Source organism: Bacillus sp. UNC322MFChir4.1 (genome assembly GCF_000746135.1).
GTDB lineage: Bacteria > Bacillota > Bacilli > Bacillales > Bacillaceae_G > Bacillus_A.
Genome location: NZ_JQKQ01000050.1, coordinates 1 through 17256, shown reverse-complemented (window position 1 = coordinate 17256; position 17256 = coordinate 1). Strand labels below are relative to the sequence as shown.

Sequence of the window (17256 nt, the reverse complement as noted above, 5' to 3'; positions counted from 1 at the left end):
TACGTGGTTGTCCTTTAAACGGTGCATTACCTTTACTACGTTCATCAAATGGTTCACCATTTTTCCATTTTTTCACCCAAACCTTTAATTGTGTACAACTTCGAATACCTAATCGTTCTGAGAGCCTTTGATAACTTTCGGACCCATTCACATAGGCCCTAACGGCATCTAACTTAAATTCTTCCGTGTAGGATTGAAATTGTTGTCCCTTTTTCGCCATAGAAAAATCCCCTCCAAGTTTCATTCTTTCCTTCATCTTATCATGAAGGTTTTTTTGAATGTCTACTTAAAGGGGATAATACCACGGTACGTTAAAGCTTTATTTTAAAAATCCCAATTCATTAAGTCCCGTAGAGGAGGAGCTGGCAGAAGGATTAGCGAAAATCTTTTCAACGCAGCTTGAACTTGGGGAAGCAGAATTGCAAAGTAAATTGTTGCAAGATGCGGAAATAAAGGCATTGCAAGCACAAATTAACCCTCATTTTCTTTTTAATGCGATTAATACAGTCTCTGCTTTATGTCGTACAGATGTAGAAAAAGCAAGGAAATTATTGTTACAGCTAAGCGTGTATTTTCGCTGCAATTTACAAGGTGCAAGACAGCTTCTCATTCCGTTAGAACAAGAATTAAATCATGTGCATGCGTATATGTCGTTAGAACAAGCGAGATTTCCAAATAAATATGAAGTGAAAATGTATATTGAAGACGAACTGTATAATATTTTGATTCCACCGTTTGTGCTGCAATTATTAATAGAAAATGCTCTTCGCCATGCATTTCCCAAAAAACAGCCTTTATGTCAAGTTGAAATTCATGTTTATGCTAAGCAGGGCAGCGTACATTTCAAAATAAAAGATAACGGACAAGGGATTGAACCAGAGCGATTAGAGCAGTTAGGAAAAGCGGTTGTATCGTCAAAGAAAGGAACGGGAACAGCATTATTCAATATTAATGAACGGTTAATGGGGTTGTTTGGAAAAGATACAACGCTTCATATTGTAAGTGAACTGGAAGCAGGGTCGGAGATTTCCTTTACGATTCCAATTCAAAGAAAAGAGGGAAGCGATATTGAGAATATTAGTAGTTGATGACGAAATGTTAGCACGGGACGAATTAAAATATTTATTATATCGAACGAAAGAGGTCGATATTATTGATGAGGCAGACAGTGTAGAAGAAGCATTAGAGAAATTAATGGAAAGTAAACCAGATCTCGTTTTTTTAGATATTCAGCTGTCGGATGATAATGGATTTGAGATTGCAAATATACTTAAGAAGATGAAGCAGCCACCAGCTATTGTATTTGCAACGGCCTATGATCAATATGCCATTCAGGCATTTGAAGTAGATGCTTTAGATTATATTTTAAAGCCGTTTGATGAAGAGCGCATCGTTCAAACGATTAAGAAGTTTAAAAAACGAAAACAACATGAAATGGAGGAGAAACAAGAAGTACATGCACCTGATGTATCCAGTAGAATGAAAAAATTAGCGCTGTCGATTGATGAATCGATTGTATTAGTGAATATAGAAGATATCGTATATGCTGGATTGTTAGACGGAAAAGTAATTGTGAAAACGATTTGTGATACGTATGCGACGCATGATACGCTTGTCATATTAGAAAAGAGATTGCCACAAATGAATTTTCTGCGTGTACATCGCAGTTTTATCGTAAATATAAATCATATTTCTGAAATCCAGCCGTGGTTTAACTCTACGTATAATTTAATTATGAAAGACGATTCAAAAGTTCCTGTAAGCCGGACATATGCAAAAGAATTAAAGAAGCAGCTTCATATTTAAGAAGCTGCTTTTGGCATTTCATCCTTCTTTTTTTATAACTGATTTCATATATTTGACGCTCTGTGTTGTAAGTGCTTATGGGGGCATTATTCTTAAAAATGTTTAAAGTGAAGAATCTGATTGCAAAAGGATTAGCGTTAGGAACTGCTGGACATGCCCTTGGCGTTGCGTTTGGTATTGAGGTGGGAGTATTACTGCCCGTGAATAGCGGGATAAATATGGATCTTTTATAGAACAAGCTATTTGTAGAGACAGATTTCTATAAATAGCTTGTTCTTTTATGTTACATTAATTGTAATCAACATATAGGGCGAATAGGTCTACGCTCCTTTTCCTAAGCCAGGAGGACCTGGCCGTTTTTATGTCAGATTTTAATGTGCTATCATAAAACTTTTTATTTAGTTTATAATAATACGTTCTGAAAGTACCATTTATATTGTAAAATGAAATTAAGATAAAAATGAATGGACAGGAGAGATCACGCTTCGATTATGCAAATGAAAAACCTGTTTCAAAGCAAAGGATTTCAGAGGATAGTTGTATTAGGGTTACTTGTGCTCATCTTATATGGGATGAAAAGTATGTTTAATTTAATTTTAGTTACATTTATTCTTACGTATTTGATGGATAGATTTCAAAAATTTATTTCTCGCAAGATGGAACATTTCTTACCAATTAATCGGAAAATAATTATTGCATTTTTATATGCAGCATTGATTAGTGGAATCGTTATTACATTATACAAATATGTACCAGTTTTATTGGTGCAAATTACGCAACTTGTGTATCAGTTTAATGTATTTATACGAAACCCACCTGATAATGAGATAATTAAATATCTAGTTTCTGCAATTGACCACGTGGAATTTTCGAAGTATGTGAATCAAGGCGTTGATATTATTTATAGTTCACTAACAAATGTTTGGAAAGTAAGTTTGCAAATTTTACTTTCACTTATTTTAAGCTTATTTTTCTTGTTAGAAAAGTCAAGAATTGTTATGTTTACAGCGAAGTTCAAAGAGAGTAGACTAGCTATTTTCTATAATGAAATTGAGTATTTTGGAAGAAAATTTGCTCGTTCATTTGGAAAAGTGATTGAGGCGCAATTTCTTATTGCGATTGTAAATTGTGTGTTATCAACTATTGCGCTTTGGTTTTTAGATTTTCCGCAACTACTCGGACTAGCTTTAATGATCTTCTTGCTGGGGCTTATTCCAGTCGCAGGTGTCATTATTTCGCTGTTTCCACTTTGTATAATTGCTTATAACACTGGTGGTATGGTGTATATTTTATACGTTTTAATTATTGTAGCAGTCATTCATGCGATTGAAAGTTACTTCTTAAATCCAAAGTTTATGTCAGAAAAAACAAATTTACCTATATTTTATACATTTATGATTTTAATTTTCTCTGAACATTTTTTAGGTGTATGGGGATTGATTATAGGTATTCCAATTTTTATGTTTTTACTCGATGTGTTAGATGTAATAAGTGACGAGAAAGAGGAAACGGTAAATGAGAAATAAAAAGCATCTATTTTGATGCTTTTTTATTTATAACTTATATTTGTATATGCCATACTGTAAGAAAAGATAGTGGGGTGAAGAAGTGGTTGTAAACGAAAAATATGAATTTGCAACATTTGCTGGGGGATGTTTTTGGTGCATGGTATCGCCATTTGAGGAAATGGATGGCATTATAAAGGTTGTATCCGGATATACAGGCGGCCATAAAGAAAATCCAACATATAAAGAAGTTTGCAGAGAGACAACCGGGCACTATGAAGCAGTGCAAATTACGTTTGATCCAGAGCGTATGCCATATGAGCAATTACTTCACTTATATTGGCAACAAATTGACCCAACTGATGTTGGAGGTCAATTTCATGACCGTGGACAATCATATGAAACAGTCATTTTTTATCATAGCGAAGAGCAGCGTAAAGCCGCAGAGGTGTCTAAACGTGAGTTAGAAGAAAGTGGACGCTTTTCGAAACCGATTGTCACGAAAATTTTACCAGCTGCAACATTTTATCTTGCGGAAGAATATCACCAAGGCTATCATAAGAAAAACTCATTTCGATACGCGTTATATCGTCAAGGTTCAGGGCGTGATGCGTTTATCAAAAAATATTGGCCAAAGGATAATACGCATTTAAAGGGAAAGCTTACTGACATGCAATTTTATGTTACGCAAGAAAATGGAACAGAACCACCCTTTCAAAATGAATATTGGGACTATAAAGAGGAAGGTATTTACGTTGATATCGTGTCAGGAGAGCCTCTATTTAGTTCGTTAGATAAATTTGATAGTGGTTGTGGATGGCCTAGTTTTACAAAACCAATGTTATCAGCAAGTATGAAAGAAAAAATAGATGTCAGTCATAATATGACGAGAACGGAAGTACGTAGTAAAGAAGCAGATTCTCATTTGGGGCACGTATTTCCAGATGGACCGGGACCAAATGGTTTACGTTATTGTATTAACTCTGCTGCACTGCGCTTTATTCCTAAAGAGGATTTAGAGAAAGAAGGGTACGGGGATTTTCTTATCCTGTTTAGACGCTAAAAAATATAACAGCCTGTTCCGCTCGCTTTATTTTCGGAACAGGCTGTTATTACATCTGGTGCGATCAATGATTCGGAAATCTCCGGTATCTTTTCGGATGTAAATATTTGATATGCAATGTAAAGAACATTGAATTTTACACGTTTATATACCTATATTGACTTATTGATTACTGCTATGCAGAACAAAGCATGACCTGCACTTGCTTTTTAAACCCTCGCATGTGGTAGGAAAAGGTCCTGATCGCTTCTATACATAGCCAGTCCTTCCCAGGCCATTTTAAAAAATGCTTTTCTGTCGTTTTTTTCTCACATATTGATGAATCATATAGATTCCATAGCTTTGAATAATGAAGAAGCTAGGAATAATAAAATATCGATATCTTGTCTGTATCTCTATTAAAAAATGCACAGCTATATATCCGATAATAAGTAAGAGAAATAATGTATATTGAAGGTTTTTCTGTTTTGTGAAAAGAAGGGATAATAATCCTATCACACCAAATAACATAGTTGCCATATACACATATTTTTCATACTCCATGGATGTATCAATTAATTCTTTTTTATTTAATTGATTTAGACTCCAGTAACCAGCGGAATCAATATCACCCCACATAGAGGAAAATTTATCTCCAAAGAGTGTGAATAGCTTTTCTTTGTCTGCAATTCGCTCTTTAATGAGTTTCATTTCGATTGCTTTTCGTTCTTCGCCTATTTCCAGACTCGTAATTTTTTCAGCATCTGACATTGAATATGTTCCTGTTGTTTCGGAATTGAATCCTATGACAAATTTCCAAAGAGGATCACGATTAGATAAAGGATACTTTGTAACTCCTGTAGCAATGAATATAGAGCTTACGATATAATGGACAGCATAAAAGACAAAAAGAATACCAATAAGTTTCTTTGTTGTAGTAAACATTGTTTTTTTATCTTTTCCAAGAAATTCATGAATGAATAGATAAATGATAACAGCTAATAAGACGAAACTACCTAAAGGGCGCATGATATCACCAAATGCTAGTGCAATTCCGACAAAGATCCAAGTATATTTATTGTGTAAGCTTACTAATAAATAGAATCCTAAATAAAATAAAAATGTTGCAAGGTGTTCATTGGTTAAAACTGAGCTCATCATAATACTTGGAATATAAAAGGCATATAATAGTCCGGCTATACGTCCAGCCCACTCATTAAAAATTTTGCTTGTAATGCCATATACGCATAGTGTAGTTCCCGTACAATAAAGAACATTTAACAACTTTAAAATAAATATATGGTTACCGAATAATTTGATGACGAAAGCTTGATACATCGTAAATCCCAGTTGATACACCCATGTTGTAAAGTATGGAGAACTTGAAAAGCCATAGTTACCGTGAGCGGCTTGTACAGCCGCTTCATACATTAATGCGAAGTCAGATTCAATTGGTGTTGGGATTTTTAAAATCCAAATGAATCGAGTGATAAACGCACAAATTGTTAATAAAATAATAAATATAGTTTTTGAAAAGTATGTATTACAAAGATAGGTTAGCAGTATTAACAAAATCATGCTGATAATTATAATGGGAGCACTAATAAGTGTCCGAACGAATAAAGTTTCTTTAACAGTTAAATAAGAATTCCAAATAGAAAAAGCAAAGATAAGTAAGCACAAAATTACGAGGCACTTTGCTAACAACGAACTGAAACGATTCCATTGTATGTTTAACATGATTCGGTCCCCCCTTGTTGAATAGAATGATTATACAGGAATAAAGCGTACTATTTATCGTGTTTAAGAACTCGAAGTTTTACTTTATCCCGCTATTCGTGGGCAGTAAGCCCGATTGGTGAGGGCTAATAATCAGTGGGGGATGAAGAAAACCCCCGCTGATTAAAGTCTCACTTTATAAGAATACAATTTTTTTTAATAAGGTAAAATGATTTTCAGGAAGAAAAAATAATAAAATATGCCCCTTGTTTTAGACAAGGGGCATGTTTTTATCTCGTTATTTCCGATTGGTTAAAGCTTATTGTTGAGCTGCTTGCTCTGCCCATTCTTCTACGTTCCAAACTTTTGTAATCCAACCTTCATAAAAATCAGGCTCGTGGCAAACAAGAATAATTGTACCTTTATATGCTTTCATAGCACGCTGCAGTTCTTCTTTAGCTGTCACGTCAAGATGGTTTGTTGGCTCATCAAATAATAGCCAGTTACTTTCTGTTGCCATTAATTTGCATAAACGAACTTTTGCTTGCTCGCCACCACTTAATTGGCTCAGTGGACGAGAAATATGTTCATTTTTTAAGCCGCATTTCGCAAGCATTGCACGTACTTGATGCTGGTCCAAGTTCGGGAACGCATTCCATACATCATCAATTGGTGTAATATTTTCAGCCTTAACTTCTTGTTCAAAATAAGCAGGCTCTAAGAAATCACCAAGGCTAATTTTTCCGCTTAGTGGTTTAATTTTTCCAAGGATCGTTTTGAGTAATGTTGATTTTCCGACACCGTTACATCCAACAATGGCAATTTTTTCACCACGTTCAATCGTCATTGTTAATTTCGGTAATAGAGGATGCGTATAGCCGATCTCTACGCCTTCTCCTTCAAAGACAAAACGACTGCTTGCACGGCATTCTTTAAAAGAAAACTCCGGTTTCATAGCAGTTTCTGGACGATCAATGCGTTCCATGCGATCGAGTTGTTTCTGACGACTTTTTGCACGTCCAGTTGTTGAGTAACGCGCTTTATTTCGCGCAATAAAATCTTCTTGCTGTTTAATGAATTCTTGTTGTTTTTGATATGCGTTTAAATGTTGGTTTTTGTGCAGTTCTGCTAGTTCTAAGAACTTTTCATATGTTGCTGTATAACGTGTCATTTTTGAAAATTCAAGATGGAAAATAACATTTACACATTTGTTCATAAACTCTGTATCATGGGAAATTAAAAGGAACGCATGAGGATATTCCTTTAAATAGTTTGTTAACCATTGAATATGTTCAACGTCTAAATAGTTAGTTGGCTCATCGAGTAATAGTACTTCAGGTTGCTCAAGTAATAGCTTTGCAAGCAATACTTTCGTACGTTGCCCACCACTTAGTGCCGCAACATCACGATCTAAGCCAATTGCATCAATTCCAAGACCACGTGCTGCCTCTTCAATTTTAATATCTAATAAATAAAAGCCGCCTGCTTCAAGTGCATCTTGCACTCCCGCCATTTTTTCAAGTAGTTCTTCTAATTCTTCTGGCGACGCTGTTGCCATGCTTTCAGCAATTGTATTTAATTCTTTTTCTTTTTCGAATAAAGGTAAAAACGCATCTGTTAATACATCACGAATAGTTCGTCCAGGTGTTAAAATTGTATGTTGATCTAGGTATCCATAGTGTGTACCAGGTGTCCATTCTACACGTCCTTGGTCATGAATCAGTTGTCCTGTAATAATGTTCATAAATGTTGATTTACCAACACCGTTTGCACCGACTAAACCAACATGTTCTCCCGCTAGTAAACGCATTGATACATCTTTAAATAGTGTACGATCACCAAAAGTATGACCTAGTTTTTCAACTGTTAATAAGCTCATATTGTCCTCCACCCTGTTTGAAATATATAAAACCATTTTAATTTTTCAATATAAAAGTTACTGATACGCAGCATAAAAAATGACCTGCATTCACTTTCTTTAGCCCATGCATGGTCAGATGCTCTCACTTACCTAAAAAAAGACGCTTTAGGTAGGTTTTTTAATTTCGATTTATAATAGTATCTTGAATCATGATACTAAATTCTTAACTATAATGCTATCTTTTATCTTTGAATTATCATGTATTCCTTATGAAAAGGGGGCTGTAACTTTATGGAATTTCCTTATTGCAACAATGTAAACGATAGTTGCGCCTTTGAAAAAAAGAGCAGCTGTCCAATACAGGAACAGTTGCTCTTTTTCTCCCTCTAATCAGTGGGAAATCATGAACACACCAACTAATGGTTCATTTAACTTTATTTAAAATATCCTCTAACAATCCCTTTTAAGCGATTGGTATGGAATTTTCTTTTATCGTTAGAGATGTTTTGCATCGTACGGAACGAGGCAGCGGCAATGGCACGTAAAAAGTAAGGAAATCCATAATGTAAGCGAATGACTCTTCCGAAACCACCGGCATAGGAAATTGCTCTGTTTAATGATTGCTCATTAATGACCTCTTCTTTTACTGGATGATATACGAAAAGGTCTTTCTTAAATAAACCTGTATATCCATTCTTCATACCGCGAAGTACAAAATCGGTTTCTTCACCAGCTCCGTAAATTGTTCCTGCTCCAACCCCTAAGTCTTCATCAAACGTTCCCACATCTTGTACGAACTGTTTCATAAAGAAGAGGGCAAAGGAAGGGCCCATGAATCCGTATTTGTTATTTAAAATAATATCTGTTTTAGGAGCATGTATTAAAGAGCCTGTCCCTTCTACATTTGTTGTGTTGGTAGAAATAAAATGAATGTTTTTATTTTGTTTAAACGTGTATTGAATGCTTTCTAACACATTCGTTTCATAAATACAGTCGTCATCTGGAAAAGCGATAATATCACCATCAGCTACTTTTAATCCTGTGTTCCGCGCACGGGAGAGTCCTTTGATTGGCGTGTATATATAATTGATTGGAAATTTTTCTTTATAGTCATCAAATAAATTAGAGATCGGTGTATCGTTTTGATCGACTACAATGAGTTCAAAGTCTTTATATGTTTGTTTTTCTAATGATTTTAGTAAATCTATAATATCATCACGTCTGCCGCAAGTCGCCATGATTAAAGAGAATTTCAATCGGAACAGCTCCTTTAAAGAAGTTTCATTCGCTTAAACATGCAAGATGGTGTTTTGTTACTTACACTATTTTTTCTTCAGTTTTTCTTTCACTTTATCTAAAAGCGTAAACAATATCTCATCTTTTGTTATCAATAAAATCAATGCATATACACATCCGCAGGTGATGATTGTAACTAGAACAGAAAGGATTTTCCCTGAAATTGTTATACGGATGAGATATGATAATGGTACAAATGTAAGTGAATAGAAGAGATATTTTAGTTTCGACATATCGAATAATGTGTAATTTACTTTTAGTTTCTTTTTTACATATATATATTCCAGTATAACTAGCAAGCAGTATGAAATCGTAGTTGTAAAAATTGCTGTTGTCGGTGTGAATACATGAAAGACGATTAGCGAGATATTTAAAATAAGGTTTAGAAAACCACCAATGAATAAAAAACGTACTAAAATGTTTTCTTTCTTTTTTACGTAAATAATTTGATTCGATAAGATGGATTCGATACCTATTGCAATCATGTATAATGCAAAAGCAACTAACGTGTTACCAGCGTTAGAAAATTCATTTCCTCCGTAAATAACAACAGCTCCATGAGCGATAAGCATTAAGCCAATAGATGCTGGGAATAATGTAATAAAGTACACTTTTGAGATTTTATTTAATAATGATTCATACTCTTTTTCATCTGCATTTCCTGATAAATAAGAGAGCCGTGGAACGGTAACTTGAATTACACTTAACATAAGTGTATTAATAATCGTCATAATTTGAAAAGCCATTACATAGTAAGCAAGTTCGGATTTACCAGCATACTCTCCTAATAAAAATCGGTCTAATTGTGTATACAGGATACTTGCATTTGAAAAGATAACAACTAAAAATAATGGTTTTATATGTCGAACAATGGTTATGTTAGAAAAATCGAACTTAACTTGACGTTTTACATATATAAAACTGATAAAATGGTTTAAAAATGTTGATAAAACTAATAAACTTGCATATTGTTTATAATCATTTGCACCATGAATGAAAATGAATAGAAGGACAACATAAATGAGACGAACAATAACTGTTTTTTTCGCAATGAAATCATAATTTTCATGTGCCTCATTGTACCATTCTACATAAAATAAACTTGAAATAAAGTTGAATCCAAAAATAAGAAGGACAGGAAACTCCTCTTTATTTTCATATCCAATGTAACTAAAAAGTAAAAATGCGATTAAAGCAAGGATACTAGTTGTAAAGTTAATAAGATATAAACTTGTAAATAATTGTGAAGTTTTTTTCTTATTGTTTTTTACTAAGCTAATTTCGCGTAAGCCATATTGATACACACCAAATGTAGCAAAAACAAAGAAATAATTAAAAATTGTTTCGCTAAGGTTAACTGTTCCCATTGAATGAGACCCGAGCATTCGATATGCATATGGTCCTACTAGAAGTGGAAGGATAATATTAAAGGTGTTGAGCAATAGTTTATAAAAAACATTTGATACAATTGATTTTTGCATAATTTCACCTTTCATTGATAGTTCTTAAAATAAAATGCTTTTGCGTTTCTATTGAAAGGAATTCAACATTGGAAGCTAAATTTGTATTTAAGTAATTACGGATATAAGTTTACCGCAGATAAACTTTGTAAAGCAACTGTGGATTCTGTTATTCATTGCACTAAAAATAGCAGATAAGAAAGTTTCGTATTTTCATAAATAAAAAACGAAGCTGACCCAAAAGGTACATAAGTGTCTTTTGAAGTCAGTTTTTTTCTGTTATCAACCGTTCTTTGCAATACATTGGCGATTCGCTGAGCTGAATCATATTGAAAAGTGAAAGGAGCTGACTTTTTAGTCAGCTCCTTCTATATAAGAATAAAGAGGTTGTGAAATTATACACTCCATGGTTTTTGAATTGTTAGTACTTCGGCCATTTCTTTACTCTTTAATCGGTTCATTTTTCGTTTTTCTGCACGCTCTTCACCCGTGTTATATAACCAGAGTTCTTCTGCTGTTTCAGCTATTACACCCGGTACAGAGGCTGGTTTTCCACTATTTAATGCGACGAAAGTGATGAAGCAAGTTGCAGCAATGCGGCGTTCTCCGCCTAATAAATCCTCTGCAACGATTTTTACAAATACTTCCATAGAAGATCTTCCTGTATAACAAACGAATGCTTCATAGCAAACAGAATCGGTTTGATGAATTGGTGTTAAGAAGTCAACAGAATCGATAGAAGCAGTTACACAATGCTGACGGCTATGGCGTGCAGCGGCGATAGAAGCAATGCTATCAATTTCTGCTAATAATTTTCCACCAAATAATGTTTGATGGTTGTTTAAGTCATTTGGGAAAACCCGTGTTGTTTTTATCGCCCTGGACTCTCTCATAAATTTCTTTTCCATATTATCTACTCCTGTTTCGTTTGTTCTCATGATATTCATCAGAACTTAATTTATTTCGTCTATCATTCATTATAAATAATAGCCGGAAGTTTCTCTGTATATAGATTGTAGTGTAAAAGAGATTTCGCTTACATTGCAAGGAGAATATATGACGTTAATAACTTTGTCATAGAAATAGGGTACCAGTATTCTCATTATTCATGATAAAATCGTTTTGTTACAAATACGAAGTTAAGGGTATAGATACCTATTAACAAGAGAAAAAAGAGGTGCGATAGAATAAAGTTATGGACAAGATGCAGATAGGTTTTTCAGCTTTTTTTTACAAGGTAGTAGTTGGACTCATGTTCCTCTTTTTTGCATATTCCTTTTGGTATTCTTTTGGAGAGGTAAAAACTGTTTTTGATGTAAAATCTTCTAGTTTAGCGATTGTAGTAGGTGTTTGTATCATTTTACTTTTGCTGACTACCTCTATTTTACAACATCGATTTACGGATAAACAATTTGTTATTTTTCTCATTTCTGGTACTGTGTTACTCCGGTTTCTATCCATTGTGTTAATGAAAGCTCCAATCGAAAGTGATATGAATGTGATGTATGAAGCTGCTAAACAAGTTGCACAAGGAAATACTATTTTTAGCAGTCTAGAAACTGTAGTTCAATCTCCTTTTATTATGTACGAATCCTTTTTAATTCGCTTTTTCGGAGATGCAACGTTTGTCTTAAAGGTATGTAATGTTTTATATTGCGGAGCTACCGCTTATTTTGTTTATCAGCTTGCTTCAAAACTATTTCATGAAGAATGTGGCCGAATTGCAGCGGTATTATACGCTTTGTATATTCCTAATATCATGCTTTGTTCTGTGTTAACGAATGAGCATTTGGCAACATGTTTATTTTATTTTGCTTGTTACTTACTTATACATAAAGGATTAAGTCATTCGTATATGTGGGGAGTCGCCGTTGCTTTATTTGCTTTCAGTAATATGATTCGTCCATTAGGCTTATTTTTAATTATAGTTCTTGTTTTGTATCTTGTATTAGTAGAAGTTTTGCAAAGTCCAGATAGAAAAGGAATGTTGATTAGACTAGTAGGTGTATGTGTTATATTTTATGGTGTTCATTACGCAGTAAGTTATGCACTTGGAACATCAAGTAATTCGCGATACACTTTTACAAACGAAGGGTATATTCAATCTGTCCTAGTAGGAGAAAATGAAAAAAGAGCAGAACAAGAGAAAAAACAATATAATATGGATTTTATAAACAAAAAGTTGAATAAAATAGAGAAGGATCGTTTTTCTTCTATTCAAATGAGTTTAGGAAATCTAGAGAAACAAGAAATGAAAAGCACCTTTATAAAAGGTGGATATTTTATATACATGATGATTACGATATTTACGGCAATCTCTATGTTACATCTTCTAGTTCAAAAACAGGGAAATAGAAATTATATGCTGTTTCTACTCATAATTGCGAGCCATTTGTGTACAAGGTTTATGAACATGCATATTGTATATGAGGGTGTATTAGTCCCAAGTCTATTGATATTACAAAGCTATGGGATATATGTGATAAATCAGTATTGTCAAAAACTATTTTTTAAAAAGTAAAACTCCTATGATGCACTCATAGGAGTTTTTATGTCGTTCTTTTTATGAAAATAGATCAATGACCTTTATTAATTTTTGCATGCGTTTTAAAAAAGACTGGAAAATGCACATTATAGATAAAAGTTACTACACGTATAACAAATGTTACGAGTAAACAAATATAGAAAGCTAATACGTGTGACCCCATCTCATAAGTTATAAGAAAACTAATTGCACCTAAAATGGAGGCAATGGCATAAATTTCTTTACGAAAGACATATGGGATATCTTGAGCACACATATCACGTAAAATCCCACCACCAATACCTGTAATGACTCCCATAGAAACAACTAAGAAAGAACCATCCATATGATGAGTAATGGCCGCATTTGCACCGATAGCAGTAAATACGCCTAAACCAACAGCGTCTGAAAGCATAATAACAACTTGTAACTTATGAATCCGTTCGAAAAACATACAAGTAAATAGTGCTGCTAAGATACTAATAAAAAAGTAAATTGGTTGAACAAATGCAACTGGAGGTAAGTTTCCAATCATAACATCTCGAATGATCCCACCGCCAAGTGCTGTTGCCACAGACAAACAAAGGACACCAAATAAATCGAGTTCTTTTTTTAAACCTACTAATGTACCAGAAATGGCAGCTGCGATAATACCGAGAAATGTAAATACATCAATTAAAAACATCGCTCCGATCCCTTCCTTCTAAAGATGTTCCAAGGAAAGAATATACACTAAAGTTATAAAAATAACAATTGCTGTTTCGCTACATGTAAAAAAAGTGAAGGAATAAGGAAAGAAAGCGTTTGAAAGTGTCGTTTTCAAAGTTAATACAATGGATATGAGGGAAAATGACGCCATCAAGGATTTTATGATTCAATTAAAATCCCATCTAGTCCATTAAGAACTTATGCTATAATAGGTATTTGGAACGAAGCAACTATATTTATAGGGGGTAAAGATGTTAAATCACAATAGTTTAAGTTATAAATTTGAGCAATTTCTATTGATTTTTATTATATTACAACCAATTATAGATTTACTTACATCGTTTTGTATTTTAGAGCTCAAAATTGATGCGACGGTTGGAGTGATAACGCGTTTATTTGTTATGGCTCTTGGTGGTATTTATATTCTTACACAAGCCCGTATAAAAGAAAATCGAAAATATATTATCTATTTACTTGGGTTAGGAATTGTCCTTGGATTAGGATTTTTAAATAACAAAATGATTAAGAATCCGATGTTACAAATGGAAGATCTTAAGTTTATAGCAAAGGCGTTATATCCATTTGTGATGATAAGTTGCTATATTCTCGTATTTAAGTCATTAAAGACGAAAGAAGCAATGCATACAAAAATGAGAAATTGTGTAGCATATGCAGCTCTAATTATAAATGTAACGATGGTTGCAGCTATTGCAACTGGAACGGATTATAATAGTTATGAATATTTTAAAGAAGGCTCTCGCGGCTGGTTTTTTGCTGGGAATGAACTGGGATCAATTTTAGCAATCATATGTCCAGTGGTTATTTTATATTCTATTGAAAAAACAACAAGTTTAGCAAAAAGCTATTTTTGGATTCCGTCTCTTTTAATCATATTTTCATTGTTTGCGATTGGTACAAAGGTAGGGGCCGGGGCTATTGTCTGTACAGTTGTTATTGCTGTTTTTATGTGCTTTATACAAGCGTTTTTACAACGAAAAGAGTTTAATAAAAAGTCGTATTTGTTAAATGGTTTAATTGCAACAGTTATATTGGCAGGAGTAGCAGGATATTTTCCGTTCTCACCGATATATGGAAATACAGGGATTCATCATCAAGTATTTGAAAAAGTACAAGAGGAAAAAAAGCAACAGAATAACCATGTGAAACAAGAAGAAACGGTAAAAGCGAAAGAGGAAGAGAAAAAGGCTGAGACACAAGCTCTTATTTTTAGTGGGCGTGAATTATTTATGAAAACGTATGAGGATTTTTATAAACAAGCACCTATGTCTCAGAAGTTACTTGGTATGGGGTACGGTGGTAACTTCAAAGATGCCCCAAAATTAATTGAGAGAGATTTCCATGATTGGTTTTATACTTTTGGAATTATCGGTTTCATTTTTCTTATGATTCCGTTTTTGTATTATGGTTTAAGAATTCTAATAGTATTAATAACAAGGTTCCGTGAAATATTTACAGTTAAGTACGCATTGTTAGCTGCAGGTCTTGGATTAGCATTAGGAATTGCGTTTACAGCAGGTCATGTGTTAACGGCACCAGGAGTAAGCATTTATTTTGTCGTATTATTAGCATATTTAATCGTTGATTTAGAAATAGAATAATGGAAAAATAAGAGCTAGCAATATGTTAGCTTTTATTTTTTGCTATATAAAAATCCCTTTCTTTTTGGGTGGACGAGAGTGTCTGGTCATGTGTAGGTGCGATGTTCAAACAAAGAGAGAAAGACAGTAGTAGAGTCTTTTTGTCTGTATAGCCGCAATCTATATGTTAAAAAGTAAAAACGAGAAAATATATTGAATGGAGGAAAAAAGATGAAAGTGTTACATATGAATGCTGGAGCAGAAACAGGCGGCGGAAAAACGCATATTATTTCACTTTTATCGCAATTCCCAAAAGGTGTAGTAGAATTAGCGGTATTTGAAGAAGGTGTAATAGCAAGCGAAGCGAGAGCATTAGGGATAAAAGTACATGTTTTTTCACAATCATCTCGTTATGATATATCTATTCTTTCAAAAATACGTTCTTTTATTAATAAAGAAGGTTTTGATATTGTGCATACACACGGTGCAAGGGCCAACTTTTATCTGTCTTTATTAAGCAGAAAGATAAATGCTAAATGGGTTACAACTATTCATAGTGATCCAACGCTAGATTTTATGAAGCGCGGTTTAAAAGGTTGGGTTTTTACAAAGTTAAATTTACGTTCGTTTAAGAAAGTGGATTTATTTTTTGCTATTACAGAGCGTTTTAAGATGAATACGGTAACGCTTGGTGTACCAGAAGAGAAAATTTGTACAATCTATAACGGAATTGAATATGATCGTACGCCGGCCAAGCCTTATGATGTAAAAGAGAATTTTGATATACAAGAAGATGTATTTACAGCAATTCAGGTAGCCCGTTTACATCCTGTTAAAGGGCATGAAATATTATTTGAAGCGTTGCAAAATATAACAATTCCCAAAATGAAAGTGCTGTTACTTGGTGACGGGCCAATTGAGAATGAATTAAAAGAAGCAGTGAAACAAAAAGGGTTAGAAGATAAAGTTCTATTTTTAGGACATCGTGCAGATGCAAAGAATTTATATGCCGCAGCGCATATCAATTTATTAACATCGTATAGTGAAAGTTTCCCCCTTGTTTTATTAGAAGGGGCAAATCAGCGTTTAACTTCTATTGCTACAGATGTTGGTGATATGTCACAACTGATTGTTGATGATACATATGGCTGGATTATTCCAATTGGTGATGCTGCGGCGCTTGCTCGGGCGTTAGAAGAGGCATATGAAAAGTGGAAAAATGGTGAATTAGTAGAGATGGGTGAGCGATTATATACCCATGCGTCTTCTCATTTTTCATTACGGAATTTATATGAAAATACGTATGAAGCGTATGAAAAGGTTTTGTCCCGCATTAACGGGCAGTAATACTCCCACCTCAAAATTCGGCAAAAGCATTGTCCAGCTCCAGCGGCTAGAATCTCCGGTCGTTTCGCCCCCTCGGACGAGGCAAAAAGCGCCTCTCTGTCAGGGGCTCCAACGCCCTGCGATTCTGAGCGAGCCGCTTCCGCTTTTCTTAAGAAGTTAGGTGGGAGATAAACTGCCCGTAAAAGCCCGATTGGTTCAACTAATAATCAGTGGGGGATGAAGAAAACCCCCACTGATTAAAGTTTCACTTTATCTGGCAGTATGAGTATGCAAAAGTAAGAGGTTAGACTAATCAGTAGTGGAAAAAGATATTTGAAATAGAGAGGATTGTAAATATGGCAGTGCAAACAGTTGATATTTTAGGCGTGCCTTTCTCAACAATGAAAATGG

General features: G+C 34.2%; 13 protein-coding genes and 2 pseudogenes. 8 read left to right on the top strand and 7 right to left on the bottom strand.

What is annotated here, in order from left to right; translation table 11 throughout:
- Positions 1 to 220, bottom strand: a 220-nt coding sequence (locus tag BR72_RS16225) for a transposase (RefSeq protein WP_035431086.1), incomplete at its 3' end; no start/stop codon positions are given.
- 85 nt (positions 221 to 305) lie between these two features.
- Between BR72_RS16225 and BR72_RS16220 the strand changes: the two are divergent.
- The 5 genes and pseudogenes from BR72_RS16220 to msrB all read left to right on the top strand — a co-directional run.
- Positions 306 to 1088: pseudogene (locus BR72_RS16220) on the top strand (sensor histidine kinase); the annotation flags it as partial.
- Positions 1066 to 1806 carry a LytR/AlgR family response regulator transcription factor gene (locus BR72_RS16215; RefSeq protein WP_035434559.1) on the top strand — a complete coding sequence of 247 codons (741 nt, stop codon included), beginning with the start codon at positions 1066 to 1068 and terminating at the stop codon, positions 1804 to 1806. The pseudogene BR72_RS16220 and the gene BR72_RS16215, both read left to right, overlap by 23 nt.
- Before the next feature lie 77 nt (positions 1807 to 1883).
- Positions 1884 to 2039: pseudogene (locus tag BR72_RS25735) on the top strand (LrgB family protein); the annotation flags it as partial.
- A gap of 258 nt (positions 2040 to 2297) precedes the next feature.
- Entirely contained in the window at positions 2298 to 3332 is a 1035-nt protein-coding gene (locus tag BR72_RS16210) for an AI-2E family transporter (RefSeq protein WP_035434554.1), read from the top strand.
- Positions 3333 to 3414: 82 nt separating this feature from the next.
- Positions 3415 to 4374 carry a peptide-methionine (R)-S-oxide reductase MsrB gene (gene msrB / locus BR72_RS16205; RefSeq protein WP_035434553.1) on the top strand — a complete coding sequence of 320 codons (960 nt, stop codon included), beginning with the start codon at positions 3415 to 3417 and terminating at the stop codon, positions 4372 to 4374.
- Positions 4375 to 4653: 279 nt separating this feature from the next.
- Here msrB and BR72_RS16200 read toward each other — a convergent pair whose 3' ends face one another.
- The 5 genes from BR72_RS16200 to BR72_RS16180 form a co-directional block, all read right to left on the bottom strand.
- Positions 4654 to 6093, bottom strand: a complete 1440-nt coding sequence (locus BR72_RS16200; protein ID WP_035434550.1) for a glycosyltransferase family 39 protein — start codon at positions 6091 to 6093, stop codon at positions 4654 to 4656.
- Positions 6094 to 6391: 298 nt separating this feature from the next.
- Positions 6392 to 7951, bottom strand: coding sequence for an ABC-F family ATP-binding cassette domain-containing protein (locus BR72_RS16195; protein WP_035434549.1), 1560 nt, complete (start codon positions 7949 to 7951; stop codon positions 6392 to 6394).
- 416 nt (positions 7952 to 8367) lie between these two features.
- The gene (locus BR72_RS16190) at positions 8368 to 9189 is read right to left on the bottom strand and encodes a glycosyltransferase family 2 protein (protein ID WP_035434547.1); all 822 of its coding nucleotides are present in this window, start codon (positions 9187 to 9189) and stop codon (positions 8368 to 8370) included.
- Between the two features lie 66 nt (positions 9190 to 9255).
- Positions 9256 to 10710, bottom strand: a complete 1455-nt coding sequence (locus BR72_RS16185; RefSeq protein WP_035434546.1) for an oligosaccharide flippase family protein — start codon at positions 10708 to 10710, stop codon at positions 9256 to 9258.
- 374 nt (positions 10711 to 11084) lie between these two features.
- Positions 11085 to 11597 carry an acyl-CoA thioesterase gene (locus BR72_RS16180; protein WP_035434545.1) on the bottom strand — a complete coding sequence of 171 codons (513 nt, stop codon included), beginning with the start codon at positions 11595 to 11597 and terminating at the stop codon, positions 11085 to 11087.
- A 344-nt stretch (positions 11598 to 11941) separates the two neighbouring features.
- Between BR72_RS16180 and BR72_RS16175 the strand changes: the two genes are divergently transcribed.
- Positions 11942 to 13210: a glycosyltransferase family 39 protein gene (locus BR72_RS16175; RefSeq protein WP_197059951.1), complete on the top strand. Its 1269-nt coding sequence runs from the start codon at positions 11942 to 11944 to the stop codon at positions 13208 to 13210.
- A 55-nt stretch (positions 13211 to 13265) separates the two neighbouring features.
- Here the strand turns inward: BR72_RS16175 and BR72_RS16170 are convergent, their stop codons facing one another.
- A complete protein-coding gene (locus BR72_RS16170) occupies positions 13266 to 13898 on the bottom strand; it encodes a trimeric intracellular cation channel family protein (protein ID WP_035434541.1) in 633 nt (210 codons plus the stop codon).
- A gap of 274 nt (positions 13899 to 14172) precedes the next feature.
- Between BR72_RS16170 and BR72_RS16165 the strand changes: the two genes are divergently transcribed.
- On the top strand, positions 14173 to 15540 hold the full coding sequence (locus BR72_RS16165; RefSeq protein ID WP_035434540.1) for an O-antigen ligase family protein: 1368 nt from the start codon (positions 14173 to 14175) through the stop codon (positions 15538 to 15540).
- A 210-nt stretch (positions 15541 to 15750) separates the two neighbouring features.
- Complete coding sequence (locus tag BR72_RS16160) at positions 15751 to 16866, top strand: glycosyltransferase (protein ID WP_035434539.1); 1116 nt, start codon at positions 15751 to 15753, stop codon at positions 16864 to 16866.
- The last annotated feature ends 390 nt before the right edge of the window (positions 16867 to 17256 follow it).